Source organism: Streptomyces sp. NPDC096152 (genome assembly GCF_044763235.1).
Classification (GTDB): domain Bacteria; phylum Actinomycetota; class Actinomycetes; order Streptomycetales; family Streptomycetaceae; genus Streptomyces.
Map to the genome: position 1 here is coordinate 460,259 of NZ_JBIWFW010000008.1, position 16,426 is coordinate 476,684.

Below are 16,426 nucleotides of genomic sequence, written 5' to 3' on the forward strand. Positions count from 1 at the left end.
CGCGCCCGGCGGGCCCGTCGCGTGTCCTGCCGCTACGAGGGCTCCGCCACCGCCGCCTTCGTCATGACGTCCGCCGGTTCCGGGGTCGCGGCCTCCGCCGGCTCCGGGGGTACGGCCTCCGTCGGCTCCGGGACCGTCTCACCGTCCGCCGGCGTGGTCTTCGGGGGCAGGAGGTCCAGCACCGCCTGCCGGTGCGCCTCGCTCGCGCTGTCGTCGTACGGGTCGGGGGTCGCCGGGACCTGCAGCCGGTGGACCGCCCCGGTGCCCAGCCGGGCGTAGCCGCGGCCGGGCGGGACGGCGGACGGCGGTGTCGTGTGCGCCGGTGCGCCCAGCACCGCCTTGAGCTGCTCGGCCGTGGCCGGTCCGAGCACCACGCGCGCGCGGGTGTGCTGCCGCACCGCCTCGCTCAGCGCGTCGGCGCTGTCGAACTGGTCGGCCACGACGGTCGTGACGTTGACCGCGCGGCCGTGCCGCAGCGGGACCTGGAGCAGGGCCTGCGGATCCCTGCGGCCGTCGGCGGCGGCCAGGTGCGTGAACGCGGTCGGCCGGTCGAGCAGCAGCCACAGGGGCCGCTTGGTGTCGTCCGGCGGCGGCTGGCCCGCCTGGCGCGCGCGGTTGACGGCGATCAGCCGGCGCTCGGTCTCGGTGGCGGCCCACTCCAGGCTGGCCAGGACCCCGGTCAGCCCGCATTCGACGGCCAGCACCCCGTCCCGGCCCGTGAGGCAGGCGTACTCGCCGGTGCCGCCGCCGTCCACGATCAGCACGTCGCCGTGCCGGAGGGCCTGGAGCGCGAGGGAGCGCAGCAGCGTGGAGGTGCCGCTGCCGGGCTGCCCCATGGCCAGCAGGTGCGGCTCGGTGGAGCGCAGGCCGGTGCGCCAGACGACCGGCGGAACGTCCCGCTTCTCCTCGCCGTAGGTGAGGGGGAGCGTGCGCTGGACCTCGCCGGGGTCGGTGAAGCCGAGCACCGTCTCGCCCGGCGCGGTGACGAAGCGCTGGGCGGCGATGTCGGTGGGCAGCGGTGCCAGGGCGGTGACCGCGAGCTCGTTGCCCTCCTCGTTCCAGGCGAAGAGGTACTCGCGGCCGCGGCCGGACTTGGCGGTCAGCAGGTGCTCGATGCGGGCGCGCGCCTCCGGCTCCCCGTCGGTGAAGTAGGCGGGGTAGCGGATCAGCAGGTGGGAGATCCGGCTGGAGCCGTCGAACTCGTAGGAGGGGAAGGCCTTCTCCCACTCGCCGCCGTGGGCGTACAGCGGCGCCGGGTCCTCGGCGGCGGAGAAGTACGGGACCAGGGCCTCGTACAGCGACTGCAGCCGCTGGACGTGGGACTCGTCGGGCCCCTCGGGCTCCGACGGGGCGCGGTCGCGGCCCTGCCAGGCCGCCGCCGTCATCAGGGTGACGGCGGCGAGCAGGGGCCCGTACGGCACGAGGGCCACCACCAGGATCAGCGAGGCCACCAGGAACAGCAGTGGCCCTCGCCGGTCCTTCGGGGTGTCCGCCCACTTGCGCCGCCCGGCCGAGGCCAGCCGGCCCAGACCACGGGTGATGGCGATCAGCGGGTGGAGGACGTCGGTGGCACTGTCGGCCGCCGTCCGGGCCAGCTCCCGGCTCCGGGCGATCTGCGCGCTGCCTGTGCTCAGAATGCGGGGGAGGGGGCGCCGGGCCACTTCTGCCTCCTGGACGTGCGTACGGGCGATGGGTCGACCCCTGGACGGAGCTTGGCGCGGTCCTCGGGGTAGGACGGCGTCAGAACCTCATGCCGCCCAGCAGGCTCGCCAGACTCTCGCCGCCGGCCTTGATGCCCGGGGCGACAGCCGTGCTGGCCAGGTAGAAGCCGAACATGGTCGACACGCACGCGTGCGAGGGCTTGAGTCCGTCCTTGCGGAAGAACACGAAGACGATGGTGCCGAACAGGACGACGCCTGAGACGGAGAGGATCATGTCGGTACTCCTGGTGTCGAGGGGGACAGTCACCCTGAGTCCTTCCAGCATCACAGCATGTATCTATATGACAAAAGGTGCAAGCGGGTGAATTTCGGTTGATTTCCACCCGTTGGCGGAGCCCGACGGCCCGGGGACCGGCGCCGTCGCGTCCGGTCACGGCCGTGGTGATCTTCGCCTCCGGGCCGTCCGGTCCTGTGGCCGCGCGAGCCAGTACGCTGGCGATTCACCCGTACGGACGGCACCGCTCGCCGCCGTACGCTTGCTCCCCGCAGTCCCATCGTTCGCAGTGAGAGGCGGTCCGGCCGATGACCGAAGCCCCCGACCCCGAGGTCGTGGAGCTGGCGACCAAGATCTTCGATCTGGCCCGGCGCGGGCGGACCGAGGCGCTCGTCGCGTACGTCGACGCGGGCGTCCCGGCCGACCTCACCAACGACCGCGGCGACTCCCTGGTGATGCTCGCCGCCTACCACGGCCACGCCGACGCGGTCCGTGCCCTGCTGGCCCGCGGCGCCGACGCCGACCGCGTCAACGACCGGGGTCAGACGCCCCTCGCAGGAGCGGTCTTCAAGGGGGAGCAGGAAGTGATCGAGGCCCTGCTGGAAGGCGGCGCGGACCCCTCCCTGGGCACGCCGTCGGCCGCGGACACGGCCCGGATGTTCGGCCGGACGCAGCTGCTGGAACTGTTCGGCGAGCAGTGAACCCACGGGCCGTGAGCAGCTGAGACGGCCCTGTCGACCAGGCACGGCAAGGAAAACGGGGGAGGCGGTACGGGGCCGCCGGAAATTTCGGTCGCGGCAGCTCGCACGCCGGGGTCATCATGACGTCGTGATTCACGGACGCGATGGCTGGGCAGGGGTTGCCGCACCGCGCGGGCCGTGATGCGGTCCGCATGGGCCACCGACGAGAGGCAGAGGAAGATGGTCTACAGCAAGCAAGAGACGGCGGGCGCTCCGACGTGTTGTCACGCGGCCAGGTAGTGCGTGTTTCCCGGTTGCGTCGACGCTTGATGTGAGGCTGTTTCCCATGTTCGATCCGGTCATAGCGCCCAGCGGTACGCTGCTCGGCCTGCTCCAGCGGGGCCGCGGCGACGGCACGCTGCACGCGCTCACCGCCCCCCGCGCCGAGGCGCTCGCGGCACTGAACCACTGCGTGCTGCGCGACCCCCGCCACGACTGGCAGCTGGAGAACCGCTCCCTGTACTACGCCCGGCTCTACCTCGACCTGAACGGCGAGCTGGACGCCGTCGAGGCGCACCTCTTCGACCCCGAGGACGTCCTCGACTCCGACGAGTCCCGCACCGGCCTCGCCCTGGCGGTGCTCGGCCACCTCGCCTCCTACGGCAGGCGCGACGCCCTCGCCCTGCTGCGCCGGTACGCGGCCGTCGGCTCGAACTGGGCCTGGGCCCTGGACGAGCTGGCGCTGCGGGACGACGACGCGGGGCTGCGCGCCCTCGCCGCACCCGTCCTGGCGCGATTCCCGGCGGACGCGGAGGGAGAGGCCGAGCTGGCCGCCACCGTGCGCGACGCCTTCGAGCCCCGGCCGTGGCGGCTGTGGGCCGAGGACCCGCGGGAGACCGTCGCCACACGCGTTCGGGCCGCCCAGGAGGCCGGCTGCTTCGACCGCTGGCAGCGGCAGATGCGCCCCTCCGGGCCGCGCCCGGGGTGGAGCGTGGCGGCCGTGTTCGAGTGGGCCCAGCAGGGCATCGAACGGGGCGCCGTCCTGCACGTCCCGGCCGCCCGCTGCCTCACCGCCGTCGCGGGTCCGGAGGACCGGCCCGAGATCGTCCGGGCCGCCCGGCACGGCAGCGACGGCGCCCGCTGTACCGCGCTGCGCTACCTCGCCGACAGCAACGACCCCCACGCTCTGGACCTGATCGAGTCGGCGGTCGCCGACGGCTCGGCCGCCGTCGTGGAGGCCGCCGTCGACGCCTTCGAACGGATGCGCAGTGTCGCCGCCGTGGACCGGGCGCGCGGCTGGGCCCGGCGGCCCGACCGGCTGGGCGCCGCCGCCGGGCGCGTCCTCGCCTGCCGGGGCGGGACCCGGGACCGCGACCTCGTCCTCGCCGCCCTCCGGGAGGCGGTGCGCGGCGAGGGCCCCGACGCGCCCACCCTGTGGACCCTCGTCGACGGCACCGGACGGCTCGGCATCACCTGCGCCGCCCCGGTCCTGCGGCACATCTACCGCGAGACCGCCTCCTCCCATCTGCGCGGCCGGGCCGCCCGCGCCCTGGCCGCCACCGACCCCTCCTTCGCCACCGGATTCGCCGTGGAATGCCTGTGGGACTGCGAGGAGACCACCCGCGAACTCGCCGCCCGGCACGCCGAGACCGGCGACCTGCGCGTCGTCGAGCAACTGCGCCGGCTCGCCGCCGATCCGGCCGAGGAGGCCGAAGTCCAGACAGCCGTCCGCAGCCGGATCGGCCCCGAAACGCCGACCGCGTGAACGTTCGGCGACCCCGGCGTCAGGAGCGTATGGACAGCGGCTGACCTGCTCGGTCGCGCAGCCCAACGCTCACAGGACGTTCCTCGCCCGGAAAGATCGACGTTGACGCGTCCACGTCCTGCCCGGCGACAACACCGGTATGCGTGTCGTCATCGTGACCGAATCCTTTCCCCCCGATGTGAACGGCGTGGCCCACTGCGCGCTCCAGACCGCCCGGCACCTCGTCGATCGCGGTCACGCTCCCCTCGTCGTCGCCCCGGCCCCGCCCAAGGCCCCGGCACCGTCCGGACAGGGCGGCGCCCCCGTCCCCGGGGCCGGGCCCGACGCCGCGGCCCCGTGCCCGGTCGTCCGGATCCCGTCCCTTCCGCTCCCCGGCTACCCCCAGGTCCGCGTCGCCCTCCCCAGCCGGCGCGTCGCCGCGGCGATCACCGGGCACCGCGCCGACGTGGTGCACCTGGCCGGCCCCTTCGTCCTCGGCGTCCGCGGGATGGCCGCCGCCACCCGGCTCGGCATCCCCGCCGTGGCCGTCTACCAGACCGACCTGGCCGGCTACGCCCGCACCTACGTCGGCGCGGGCGAGGCGGCCGCCTGGCGGCGCCTGCGCTCCGTCCACGCGGCGGCCGACCGCACCCTGGCCCCCTCCAGCGCCGCCCGGCGCGACCTGGAGGCGCACGGCGTGCCACGGGTCGGACTGTGGCGGCGCGGCGTGGACACCGTCCGCTTCCGCCCCGGCCACCGCGACGAGGCGCTGCGCCGCGCGCTCGCCCCGAACGGGGAGCTGATCGTCGGCTACGTCGGACGGCTCGCCCCCGAGAAGCACGTCGAACTCCTCGCCGGCGTCTGCGGCCTGCCGGGCGTGCGGGTCGTGGTGGTGGGCGACGGGCCGAGCCGCCCCGCCCTGAGCGAGGCACTGCCCGGCGCGGTGTTCCCGGGCCGGCGCACCGGCGACGACCTGGCCCGCATTTTCGCCTCCCTCGACGTCTTCGCGCACACCGGCCCCTTCGAGACCTTCTGCCAGACCGTCCAGGAGGCCATGGCCAGCGGGGTGCCCGTGGTGGCCCCGGCCGCGGGCGGACCGCTCGACCTGGTCGACCACGGCCGCACGGGACTGCTCGTGCCGCCCCACGACCCGGCCGCCGTACGGGCAGCCGTGGCGGCCCTGGCCGCCGACCCCGCGCTGCGGACCGCCTTCGGGACCGCCGCCCGCGCCGCCGTCGAGGGGCGCACCTGGGCGGCCGTGGGCGACGAACTCATCGCCCACTACGAGGACGTGCTCGCCGCGCGCCGAACGGTGGTGGCGGCATGAGCGGCTCCCTGCGCATCGTCCGGCTGGCGAACTTCGTCGCCCCCGCCTCCGGCGGACTGCGCACCGCGCTGCGCGAACTCGGCACGGGCTACCGGGCGGCCGGGCACGAACCGGTGCTCGTCGTCCCGGGCGAGCGCCACACCGACCGCGAGACCGAGCAGGGCCGCGTGATCACCCTCCCCGGGCCGCTGCTGCCGGGGACCGGCGGCTACCGCGTCCTCACCGGCCGGCGGCGCGTGGCCGCCCTCCTGGAGGAACTGGCCCCGGACCGGCTGGAGGTCTCCGACCGCACGACCCTGCGGTGGACCGGCCGGTGGGCCAGGCGGGCCCGCGTCCCCGCCGTGATGGTGTCCCACGAGACCGCCGACGGGGTGCTGCGCACCTGGGGCCTGCCGGAGAACCTGTCCCGGCGCGCCGCCGACGCCCTCAACGTCCGCACCGCGCACACCTACGCGCGCGTGGTGTGCACCACCGAGTTCGCCGAGCGCGAGTTCGTGCGCATCGGCGCGCGCAATGTCGTACGCGCCCCCCTCGGCGTGGACCTGACCGGACGTCACCCGGCGCTGCGGGACGAGGACCTGCGCGCCCGGTACGCGCATGGCGACGAGACACTGCTGATGATGTGCTCCCGGCTGTCCGTGGAGAAGCGGCCCGGCACCGCGCTCGACGCGCTGCGGACACTGCTGCGGCGGGGGCGGAGGGCGGTGCTGGTGGTCGCCGGGGACGGGCCGCTGCGGGCCCGGCTGGAGCAGCGGGCGCGCGAGCGCGGACTGCCGGTCGCCTTCCTGGGGCACGTCTCCGACCGCGCCCTGCTCGGCGCGTTGCAGGCCTCCGCCGACGTGTGCCTGGCGCCCGGGCCCGCCGAGACGTTCGGGCTCGCCGCGCTGGAGGCGATGGCGTGCGGCACGCCCGTGGTGGCGAGCGCGTCCTCCGCGCTGCCGGAGGTGATCGGCGCGGCCGGGGTGGCCGCGGCGGACCGCGGGGAGGCCTTCGCGGACGCCGTGGAGTCGCTGCTGCACCGGCCCGAGCGGGAGCGGCGCGAGGCGGCACGCGCGCGTGCGGAGTGCTTCGGCTGGGCCGCCTCGGTGGAGGCGTTCCTCACCGCCCACGACGTCCCGGCGGCCGCCCGCCGTGTGCTGCCGGAGGGCGTGGCATGAGACCTGTGCGCTTCGTCGCCCTCGGCGACTCGCTGACCGAGGGCGTGGGCGACCCCGCCGGCGACGGGTGGCGCGGCTGGGCCGCGCTGCTGGCCGGCGGACTCGCCCGGACGCCGGTGGAGTTCACCAACCTCGCGCGCAGCGGGGCCCAGACCCGTGACGTGCGCGAGCGGCAGCTGCCGGCCGGTCTCGCCCTGCGGCCGGACCTCGTGTCCGTCGTCGTCGGCGTCAACGACACCCTGCGGTGCACCTTCGACATCCACGCCGTGGCCGCCCGGCTCGACCAGGTGTACGCGGCCTTCACCGCCCGGGGCGCGGTCCTGCTCACCGCCTGCCTGCCGGACCCCGGCGCGATGCTCGGCCTGCCGGGCGCGCTGGGCCGCCCGCTGGCCCGGCGGCAGCGGGCGGTCAACGCCGTCGTGCACGCCCTGTCCGACCGGTACGGGGCGGTGCATCTGCACGCCGCCGAGGGGGAGTGGCTCGGCGACCGGGCGATGTGGAGCGCGGACCGGCTGCACCCCGGTGAGCGCGGGCACCGCCAACTGGCGGTGCGCTTTCACGCGTTGCTCGCCGGAGCCGGGCTCGCGACGGGCACCGCGCCCTCGCCCGAGCCCGAACTGCCCGCGCCCACCCGGGCGGCGAGCCTGTGGTGGCTGGCCACGGCGGGCACGGGCTGGATGGCCCGGCGGTGCACCGACCTGCTCCCGCAGCTGCTCACCCTCGCCGCGGACGAGCTGCGTCACCACGCCCGCGGCACCAGCGCGCGCCTCGACCTGCGCGCGTCCGCCGCGGTGTCCGCGGCGCTGGCCGCGCTGTCGATCGCGGAGGCAGCGGAGCCCGGGGCGGCCTGAGGGAGAGGAGTGACCTGAAGGACCCGAGGGGGAAGTGACCTGAAGGGCCTGAAGCGGAGGCGGGTTCGAAGGCGAGGGGCGGTCCGAGGAGCGCGGCGGACCAGGAGTGGGGAGCAGCGGACCAAGGGGGAGGGGAGGGGCGAAAAGGGGAGGGCCCGGGGGCGGGCCTGGGACGCCGTGGCGCTCAGCGGCGGCCCGCCGTGACGAACCGGACCGGCGTTCCCGGGACCGCCTGGGCGGCGGCCGGGAGGTCGGCATCGCGCACGACCGCGATCACCGGGTAGCCCCCGGTCGTCGGATGGTCGGCCAGGAAGACCACCGGCCGGCCGTCGGGCGGGACCTGGACCGCCCCCAGCACCATGCCCTCGCTGGGGAGTTCGCCCGCACGGGCGCGGTCCAGGGCCGGTCCGTCGGTGCGCAGGCCGATGCGGTTGCTCGCCGCCGACACGCGGTACGTGCGCGAGGTGAGGGCGCGCAGCGCCGCCGGGCCGAACCAGTCGTCGCGCGGCCCGAGGGTCACCCGCAGGAGCAACTCGGCCGGAGGGCGCGGCTGCGGGGCGACGTCCACGCGCGCGGGGACACCGGCCGGCCGCCCCAGGGGGAGCACCGCGCCGTCCGTGAGGGGGGCCGGGCCGAGCCCGGAGAGCAGGTCGGTGGAGCGGCTGCCGAGGACCGGCTCGACGGCGACGCCGCCGCGGACGGCGACATAACTGCGTACCCCCGCCACGGCCGCGCCCACGTCCAGGAGCGCACCGGCCGGGACCCGCACCGGCGCCCCCCACGCCACCGGCCGGCCGTCCACCGCCACCGGGCAGGGCGCGCCGCCGACCGCCACGGTGACCGCCGAACGGGGGCGCAGCGCACAGCCGTTGAGCGTGGTCTCCAGGACGGCCGCGCCGGGCCGGTTGCCGACCAGGCGGTTGACCAGCGCGGCGGCCGGCGCGTCCAGTGCCCCGGAGCGGGGCACGCCGAGGTGCGCGTGGCCGGGACGCCCCTCGTCCTGCACCGTGGTGAGCGCCCCGGCGCGTACGACGACGAGCGCGCGGTCCGTCATACGGCGCCCACCGGGACGAAGCGCACACGTGTGCCCGGCGACAGCAGCGCCGCCGGCACCCGCGCGGGATCCCACAGCACCGCGTCGGTCGTGCCGATCAGCTGCCAGCCGCCCGGCGAGGAGCGCGGGTACACCCCGGTGTACGGCCCCGCCAGCGCCACCGAACCGGCCGGGACGGCCGTGCGCGGGGTGGCGCGGCGCGGCACGTCGCAGCGGGCGGGCAGACCGGTGAGGTAGCCGAAACCGGGGGCGAACCCGCAGAAGGCGACACGGAAGTCGCCGGCGGCGTGGACGCGGGCCACTTCGCGTTCGGAGACGTTCCAGTGGGCGGCGACCGCGGCGAGGTCCGGGCCGTCGTAGCGCACGGGCAGCTCGACCACCCGCTCCGCGCGCGGGAGCACGGGCGGCACTTCGGCGGCCGTCAGCTCACGGGCCAGGCGGTCCGGTTCGTCGAGGCCGTCGAGCAGGACCGTGCGGGCCGCGGGCACGATCTCGGCCACCGTCAGCAGGCCCGCCGCGCGGCGCCGCAGCAACTCCGCGTGCAGGGCCTCGGCCTCCTCGCCCGAGGACACCTCGACGAGCAGCGCCCGCTCGCCGACGGGCAGCGCCCTCATGCGAACGCCTCCACCACCACGCCCGACGCCACCAGCCGCTCCCGGACCCGCCGCGCCAGCTCGACCGCCCCCGGGGTGTCGCCGTGCAGGCACAGCGAGCGGGCCCGCACCGCCACGGGCGCCCCGGAGTGCGAGGCGACCCTCCCGGCACGGGCCAGGCCCACCGAGCGCTCCACGACGGTGTCCGGGTCGGTGACCACCGCGCCGTCCCGGCCGCGCGGCACGAGCGTGCCCTCGTCGGTGTACGCGCGGTCGGCGAACGCCTCGGTGACGGCCGGGAGTCCGGCCTTCCCGGCCTGTTCCAGCAGCCGGGAGCCGGGCAGCCCGAGCACCGGCAGCGCGCCGTCCGCGAGCAGCACCCCCTCGACGACCGCGCCGGCCTGTTCCTCGTCGTGCACGACCCGGTTGTAGAGGGCGCCGTGCGGCTTGACGTACGACACCCGCGTGCCCGCCGCCCGCGCGAAGACCTCCAGGGCACCGATCTGGTACGCGACCTCGGCCGCGAGCTCGGCGGGCGGCACGTCCATCGCGCGCCGCCCGAACCCGGCGAGGTCCCGGTAGGAGACCTGGGCGCCGATCCGCACGCCGCGCTCGGCCGCCAGCTCGCACACCCGCCGCATGGTGACCGCGTCCCCGGCGTGGAAGCCGCAGGCCACGTTGGCGCTGGTGACGACGGACAGCAGCCGCTCGTCGTCGGTCAGCCGCCAGCGGCCGAAACCCTCGCCGAGATCGGCGTTCAGATCGATCGAGGTCATGGTCCTTCGCGTCTCTCCTCAGGCCACGCGGTACTGCTCGTCGCGGGCGTCGGTCAGGAACATCTGGCCCGGTGCGTGGGTGAGGGCGAACGGCGGCCGGGAGGCCATCACCGCCGCCTGCGGGGTGACTCCGCAGGCCCAGAACACCGGGATGTCGTCCGGCGCGGCGTCCACCGGGTCGCCGAAGTCGGGACGGCCGAGGTCCTCGATGCCGAGGCCCGACGGTTCGCCGCAGTGCACCGGGCTGCCGTGCACCGCCGGAAGCAGACTGCTCTCCCGGATCGCCGCCGAGAGGTGCTCCGGGGGCACCGGGCGCATCGACACGACCATCGGTCCGTGCAGCCGCCCGGCCGGGCGGCACTGACGGCTCGTCACGTACATCGGGACGTTGCGGCCCTGCTCGACGTGGCGGATCGGCACGCCCGCCCCGGCCAGCGCCCACTCGAAGGTGAAACTGCAGCCGATCAGGAACGACACCAGGTCGTCGCGCCAGTGGCCGCGCGCGTCCGTCGGCTCGTCCACCAGCTCGCCGTCCCGCCACACCCGGTAGCGCGGCAGGTCGGTGCGCAGGTCCGCGCCGGCGGCGAGGGGAGTCGTCCAGGAACCGGCGTCCGTGACGTCGAGGACCGGGCAGGGCTTCGGGTTTCGCTGGCAGAACAGCAGCATGTCGTACGCCCAGTCGGCGGGGACCGAGATGAGGTTCACCTGGGTGTGGCCGGCGGCGACCCCGGCGGTGGGGCCCGTCAGCCCGTTGCGGAAGCGGGCCCGGGCGGCTCTCGGGCTCCACGCGCGCGCGTGCTCGTCGACGAGGACGACGGGGCGGTCCTCCGCCGGGGCCCGGGTCTGGCCGACCGCCACGGCCGGGGCCGGACCGTGGGCCGGGGCCGGGGCCGGGGCCGGGGCCGGGGTCGGGGTCGGATGGTGAACTGTGGTCGGGGCCCGCTCCTCCAACACGGCCGGGGCGAGGTCGTCCGCCACCGTCAGCAGGCGGTCGTCCGCGGAGTTCACACCAGTTCCTTCCCGCGCGTCTCCGGCAGTCCCAGCAGCGCGAGGGCCGCCAGACCGTAGCCGACCGCGCCGAACACCAGCGCGCCGCCCACACCCCAGCTGTCGGCCAGGAAGCCGACCAGCGTCGGGAAGACGGCGCCCACGGCGCGGCCGGTGTTGTACGTGAAGCCCTGCCCCGTGCCGCGCACCTCCGTCGGGTACAGCTCGCTCAGGTAGGAGCCGAAGCCGCTGAAGATCGCGGACATGCAGAACCCGAGCGGGAAACCGAGTATCAGCAGCAGGGTGTTGGCGCCGCTCGGGATGTCGGCGTACGCCAGGACGCAGATAGCCGACAGCAGCGCGAAGAGCCAGATGGTGCGGCGCCGGCCCAGCCGGTCGGTGAGGTAGCCGCCGGTCAGGTAGCCGACGAAGGCGCCGGAGATCAGGAAGGCCAGGTAGGAGCCGGTGCCCACCACCGACAGGCCCCGCTCGGTCTTCAGGTACGTCGGCACCCATGTGGCCAGCGTGTAGTAGCCGCCCTGGACGCCGGTGGAGAGCAGCACGGCGAAGACGGTCGTCCGCAGCAGGCCCGGAGACCCGGCCCCGGCCGGCTGGAAGATGGCCGTGAAGGAGCCCTTGCGCACGCTGCGTTCCCGCGCGGCCGCCGCCTCCGGCGCGTCGTGCACCCGGCGGCGCAGCCACACCACGAGCAACGCGGGCAGCGCGCCGGTCCAGAACATCACCCGCCAGGCCAGGTCGTCGCCGGCGAAGGAGAACACCAGCGTGTAGACGATCGCCGCCAGCGCCCAGCCGACCGCCCACGAGCTCTGGACGGCGCCGAGGGTACGGCCGCGGTGCCTGGCGCTCGCGTACTCGGCGACGAGGATCGCGCCCACCGCCCACTCGCCGCCGAAGCCGAGACCCTGGAGAGCGCGGAAGACCAGCAGCGTCTCGTAGTTGGGGGCGAAACCGCAGGCCACGGTGAACACCGCGTACGTGATCACTGTGATCATCAGCGCCTTGACCCGGCCGACCCGGTCCGCGAACACACCGGCGACGGCGCCGCCGATCGCCGAGACGACCAGCGTGACCGTGGTGAACAGGCCGGTCTGGCCGCTGTCCAGGCCGAAGTAGGCCGCCAGCGCGACCATGCTCAGCGGCAGGGTGAAGTAGTCGTAGGAGTCGAGGGCGTAGCCGCCGAACGCGCCGGCGAAGGCGCGGCGGCCGCGCGGGTCCAGGGCCCGCAGCCAGCCCAACGTGCCGTCATCGGAGCCGTGTTCACCCGCCGCGGAGCGGGTCTCGGAGGTCATTGCCTGCGGTGGAGGGGTCGTGCTCATGGGCCACCTCGCGGTTGAGGGACGGGAGGGTGCTGGAAAGAGCCGGGCGGTACGGGAGTTCACGGCGCCGCGACGGGAGAGCGGCGCGGTGCCGTGCGCAGCAAGGTAGAGGATCGTTGAACGATCCTTCAATACCCCTGTTGTTTCGTTCCCGGGTCTGCGGTTGAATTCCGGGCATGGCAGAGCAGCTGACGGGACTGGCCGGCGACCGGGCCCTGCTGGGCCGCACCAGCACCGCCGAGCGTGTTTCGGACATCCTCAGGAGCCGTATCGCCGAGGGGTACTTCCCGCCCGGCACCCGGCTGTCGGAGGACAGCATCGGCGGGGCGCTCGGCGTGTCCCGCAACACGCTGCGCGAGGCGTTCCGGCTGCTCACGCACGAGCGGCTGCTCGTCCACGAGCTGAACCGCGGGGTCTTCGTACGGGTGCTGACCGTCGAGGACGTCGAGGACATCTACCGCACCCGCCGCCTCGTGGAGTGCGCCGTCGTACGGGAGCTGGGCGAGCCGCCCTACGCGCTGGACGGCCTCGCCGGGGCCGTGGCCGAGGGGCAGCGGGCGGTGCGTGAAGGTGACTGGAAAGAGCTGGGCACGGCCAACATCCACTTCCACCGGGAGCTGGTGGCGCTGGCCGGCAGCGAGCGCACCGACGAGCTGATGCGCAGCGTCTTCGCCGAACTCCGCCTCGCCTTCCACGTGGTGGACGACCCGCGGCGGCTGCACGAGCCGTACCTCGCCCGCAACCAGCAGCTCCTGCAGGCCCTCCAGGCCGGCGACCGCGGCGCGGCCGAGCGGGTTCTCGCGGTCTACCTCGACGACTCGCTCGCCCGGGTCGTCGAGGTGTACCGGCGGCGGGTCGGCGAGGACGGGTAGCGCCGCCGGGTCACCGGCGGCGGGTCGGCGAGGGCGGGTGGGGCCGCCGGCTCACCGGCGGCGCGTCGGTGACGGCGGGTGGGGCCGTCGGCTCACCGATGGGGACGGGTTGGCGGCGGCGGGTCGGGGAGGACGGTCGGCGTCGCGGTGGCACCGGTGCCCGGTCGGCGAGGGCGGGTGGGGCTTTGGGGCGCCGGGGCCCATCTGCGTCGTTTGGGTCGTTGTCGGACCGAGGACCTAGTCTGTGCACCGTGACTTCGCCTGCATCGACGGACCGTGTTCCGCCCCAGCTCAGCGCGGGGCCGCGCCCCGCCCCGGGGCCGGCCGCCGACGAGGGGCTGGCGCGGCGGCTGCGCGCGCTCGCCTGCACGGCGCCGCTGCACGACCTCGACGCGCGCAAGGCCAACCTCTCCGGTGAGTACTCGGTGTACGGCATGGCGGAGATCGCCCTCGCCTCCATCGACCTCGTCACGCTCAACATGGACTTCGACACCGGCGCCGACCACGACCAGATCGTGGCCCGGCTCGTCCCGCGGGTCGCCGCCCAGGCTCCGCGCCGGCCCGTCGCCGAGCACGAGCGCGTGGCCCGCTGGGTCCTGGAGAACCTGATCAACGTCGGCAGCGTCGACCGCGGCTTCCGCGCCGTGTACGGCACCTTCGACCCGGACGGCACGTACGTGCGGCGGGACTACGACTTCAAGCTGATCGAGGAGGTGCCCGGCCCCGGCGGGAGCGTCTACCTGCGCACGACGGACGAGGCGGTCAACGTCCTCGTGGGCGCCCTCGACACCGATGTCACCAGCGCCCAGATCGCCGCCGAGGTCAAGCTGGAGGTCCTGATCAGCCGCGGCCGCCTCGCCGACGCCCAGCTCGCCGCCGAGCAGGCGCGGTACCGGACCGTGCAGTACTCGGAAACCCTCCGCCGGGCCCTGGACGCGACCCGGCGCAACGTCCGGGCGGTGGACTGGCTGGGCGCCGTGCCCGACATGATCGCCGAGGCCCTGGACCACGTCGCCGACCGCTACCGGCACGAGAACGCGATCCTCACCAACATCCGCCGCGCCCGCGACGAGTCCGAGGACCCGGAGAACAAGCGCCGTGCCGCGGAGCTGGTCGACATCGTCAAGGACTGCATCCGGCGGCACACGCAGCTTCAGTCCCGGCTGCTCGAGGCGGGCCCGCTGTTCCGCGCCGAGCAGGACCGGCAGGCCTTCGCCACCCCCCTGACCGCCTCGGGCACGGACCTCTACGGCCATCTCCTCGCCCCCACCCTCCCGCTCCCGGTGGAGCGGGCGATCCGGGTCACGGACGCCTTCTTCGCGCGCGGGACCGGGCTGCGCACCCCGGTGTCCGTCCGGGTCGGGGATCTCGTCGACCTCCTGCTCACCCCGCCCGTGGAGCGGGAGCACCTCGGCGCGGAGATGCCGGAGCCCGACCTGATCGCCACGCCGGACGACAGCCGTTTCAGCGAGGAGCAGCTGGCGGCCGCGATGGAGCTGCTGGACCTGCCGGCGGACGCGCCGCGGCGGCTGTCGGGGCTGCTCGCCCAGGCTCGGCGCAAGGACCGCGAACTGCCGTACCTGGTCGCCCTGCTGGCCGTGCACGCGGCCAGTCCGCCGGTCGGCACGGCCTACCGGCAGGGCGAGGAGAAGCTGCTGTTCGCCGTGGACGACGGAACCGAGCTGGACGACCCGGAGTTCGGCGGCGCGGACCTCATCGTCGGGACCGCCCTGCTGGACGCGGCGGGGATGGCGGCGGACCGGACGGAGGCGGCGTGAGCCGGACCGGGAACCACCCGCACGCGCACGACCACCCCGGCCCGCACGACCCCGGTTCGCGTGACCCGGACCGGCACGACCTCGAACGGCGCGATGTCGGTTCGCGTGACCTGGACGGGCGCGATGTCGGTTCGCGTGACCTCGGCGGGCGTGACGTCGGTTCGCGCGACCTCGGTGGCCGTGACGTCGGTCCGCGTGATCTCGGCGGGCGCGACGTCGGCCCGCGCGACCGTGTCGGGCAGGACCGCGTCAGCCACGACCGTGTCCGGCACGACCCCAGCAGCCGCCGCCACCATGCCGGGCAGGACCGCGGCAACCCCCGAGATCACCACGGCACCCGGTACCACCGCACCCCCCGGTGCCGCCCCAGCGAGCACCACCGCAGCGAGGAGCCCCGACCGTGACCGAGCACGTCGACTGGAGCGAGCCCGAGCCCGCCGCCGCGCCGGCGGCGGGGTCCGCCGTCACGCCCGCCGACGCCGCCGACGCGGCGCGGCTCGTCGCCTTCGGCCTGCAGCCCAAGCTGCAGCCCGCGCGCGACCAGGAGTACGCGCAACTGCTGCGCCGCCACCGGGAGGACCCGGCGTTCGCGCGGCTCGCGGACGCCGTGGCCGCCGGACTCGGGCTCGTGGTGCTGGAGGTGTCCCCGCGTGCGGGCATGGCGGTGACCGCCGCCGAGGACTCCGTCTTCGCCGTCCGCATGGGCGACTACGCGCGTCGCGCCGCCACCGACTCCGCGGACCGGTTCCTGCACGGCCTCGCCCATCTCGCGGTCGCCGCGCTGGCGTTCCCGCGCCCCGAGGACCTCGCCGACGACGGCTACATCGGCCGCGTCACCGTCAACGGCGTCGACGCCTTCGTCCGGCAGGCCTGCCGCCGCCTGGAGGAGCGGGCCGAGGAACAGGGCGAGAACACCGACCCGGCCACCGACGCCCCCGGACTGGAGGCCGCCTGGCGGATCTGGGCCAGACGCAGCGCGACGGGCGCCACCAAGGACGCCCGCCGCCCCGCCGCCTCCACCACCGGCATCGTCGCGAAGGCCGTCGGCTTCCTCACCGACTCCGGATTCCTCCAGCGCACCGGCGACGACCACGGCGGCACCTACCGCACGACGGCCCGCTACCAGCTCCAGGTGCGCGACATGGCGGGCAGCGCCGCCCTGGCCGAGCTCCTCGACCTGGGCATCGTCCCCGTCACGGACGGCACCCCGACCCTGCTGCCCGCCGAGGACACCGACGACCTGGACCTGGTGGCCGACGCCGGGCTGCCGTTCCACTCCTGATCCCCCGATCCCCTGATCCCCCGTTCCGCCGATCTGCAAGAAGACTGACGAGA

General features: G+C 75.4%; 16 protein-coding genes. 9 read left to right on the forward strand and 7 right to left on the reverse strand.

All coding sequences use genetic code 11. The features are described from left to right. Positions 1–32 precede the first annotated feature (32 nt). Entirely contained in the window at positions 33–1,661 is a 1,629-nt protein-coding gene (locus ACIQ9G_RS27985) for a hypothetical protein (RefSeq protein WP_403614750.1), read from the reverse strand. Positions 1,662–1,740: 79 nt separating this feature from the next. After that, positions 1,741–1,935: a hypothetical protein gene (locus tag ACIQ9G_RS27990; RefSeq protein ID WP_356185027.1), complete on the reverse strand. Its 195-nt coding sequence runs from the start codon at positions 1,933–1,935 to the stop codon at positions 1,741–1,743. A 308-nt stretch (positions 1,936–2,243) separates the two neighbouring features. Between ACIQ9G_RS27990 and ACIQ9G_RS27995 the strand changes: the two genes are divergently transcribed. The 5 genes from ACIQ9G_RS27995 to ACIQ9G_RS28015 all read left to right on the forward strand — a co-directional run bounded on the left by ACIQ9G_RS27995 (position 2,244) and on the right by ACIQ9G_RS28015 (position 7,694). Beyond that, positions 2,244–2,636: an ankyrin repeat domain-containing protein gene (locus tag ACIQ9G_RS27995; protein WP_403614752.1), complete on the forward strand. Its 393-nt coding sequence runs from the start codon at positions 2,244–2,246 to the stop codon at positions 2,634–2,636. 325 nt (positions 2,637–2,961) lie between these two features. Next, positions 2,962–4,380, forward strand: a complete 1,419-nt coding sequence (locus ACIQ9G_RS28000) for a HEAT repeat domain-containing protein (RefSeq protein ID WP_403614754.1) — start codon at positions 2,962–2,964, stop codon at positions 4,378–4,380. 139 nt (positions 4,381–4,519) lie between these two features. Beyond that, entirely contained in the window at positions 4,520–5,686 is a 1,167-nt protein-coding gene (locus ACIQ9G_RS28005; protein ID WP_403614755.1) for a glycosyltransferase family 4 protein, read from the forward strand. Beyond that, positions 5,683–6,843 (forward strand): glycosyltransferase, encoded by a 1,161-nt coding sequence (locus tag ACIQ9G_RS28010; RefSeq protein ID WP_403614757.1) that lies wholly within the window; start codon positions 5,683–5,685, stop codon positions 6,841–6,843. The genes ACIQ9G_RS28005 and ACIQ9G_RS28010 overlap by 4 nt, the downstream gene beginning before the upstream one ends. Then, complete coding sequence (locus tag ACIQ9G_RS28015; protein WP_403614758.1) at positions 6,840–7,694, forward strand: SGNH/GDSL hydrolase family protein; 855 nt, start codon at positions 6,840–6,842, stop codon at positions 7,692–7,694. Before ACIQ9G_RS28010 ends, ACIQ9G_RS28015 begins: the two co-directional genes overlap by 4 nt. 184 nt (positions 7,695–7,878) lie before the next feature. On the opposite strand, the gene ACIQ9G_RS28020 is transcribed toward ACIQ9G_RS28015, so the two are convergent. The 5 genes from ACIQ9G_RS28020 to ACIQ9G_RS28040 form a co-directional block, all read right to left on the reverse strand. Beyond that, a complete protein-coding gene (locus ACIQ9G_RS28020) occupies positions 7,879–8,748 on the reverse strand; it encodes a biotin-dependent carboxyltransferase family protein (RefSeq protein ID WP_403614761.1) in 870 nt (289 codons plus the stop codon). Beyond that, on the reverse strand, positions 8,745–9,362 hold the full coding sequence (pxpB, locus tag ACIQ9G_RS28025; protein WP_403614764.1) for a 5-oxoprolinase subunit PxpB: 618 nt from the start codon (positions 9,360–9,362) through the stop codon (positions 8,745–8,747). Before pxpB ends, ACIQ9G_RS28020 begins: the two co-directional genes overlap by 4 nt. After that, positions 9,359–10,117, reverse strand: a complete 759-nt coding sequence (locus ACIQ9G_RS28030) for a LamB/YcsF family protein (RefSeq protein ID WP_403614766.1) — start codon at positions 10,115–10,117, stop codon at positions 9,359–9,361. The genes pxpB and ACIQ9G_RS28030 overlap by 4 nt, the downstream gene beginning before the upstream one ends. 18 nt (positions 10,118–10,135) lie before the next feature. Next, a complete protein-coding gene (locus ACIQ9G_RS28035; protein ID WP_403614852.1) occupies positions 10,136–10,975 on the reverse strand; it encodes a putative hydro-lyase in 840 nt (279 codons plus the stop codon). A 146-nt stretch (positions 10,976–11,121) separates the two neighbouring features. Continuing rightward, positions 11,122–12,441: an MFS transporter gene (locus ACIQ9G_RS28040; protein WP_403614768.1), complete on the reverse strand. Its 1,320-nt coding sequence runs from the start codon at positions 12,439–12,441 to the stop codon at positions 11,122–11,124. 176 nt (positions 12,442–12,617) lie between these two features. Between ACIQ9G_RS28040 and ACIQ9G_RS28045 the strand changes: the two genes are divergently transcribed. The 4 genes from ACIQ9G_RS28045 to ACIQ9G_RS28060 all read left to right on the forward strand — a co-directional run bounded on the left by ACIQ9G_RS28045 (position 12,618) and on the right by ACIQ9G_RS28060 (position 16,373). Beyond that, positions 12,618–13,313 carry a GntR family transcriptional regulator gene (locus ACIQ9G_RS28045; protein WP_403614770.1) on the forward strand — a complete coding sequence of 232 codons (696 nt, stop codon included), beginning with the start codon at positions 12,618–12,620 and terminating at the stop codon, positions 13,311–13,313. Positions 13,314–13,564: 251 nt separating this feature from the next. Beyond that, positions 13,565–15,091 (forward strand): hypothetical protein, encoded by a 1,527-nt coding sequence (locus tag ACIQ9G_RS28050; RefSeq protein WP_403614773.1) that lies wholly within the window; start codon positions 13,565–13,567, stop codon positions 15,089–15,091. Next, complete coding sequence (locus tag ACIQ9G_RS28055) at positions 15,088–15,495, forward strand: hypothetical protein (RefSeq protein ID WP_403614776.1); 408 nt, start codon at positions 15,088–15,090, stop codon at positions 15,493–15,495. Before ACIQ9G_RS28050 ends, ACIQ9G_RS28055 begins: the two co-directional genes overlap by 4 nt. After that, positions 15,492–16,373: a hypothetical protein gene (locus ACIQ9G_RS28060; protein ID WP_403614779.1), complete on the forward strand. Its 882-nt coding sequence runs from the start codon at positions 15,492–15,494 to the stop codon at positions 16,371–16,373. The genes ACIQ9G_RS28055 and ACIQ9G_RS28060 overlap by 4 nt, the downstream gene beginning before the upstream one ends. Positions 16,374–16,426 lie beyond the last annotated feature (53 nt).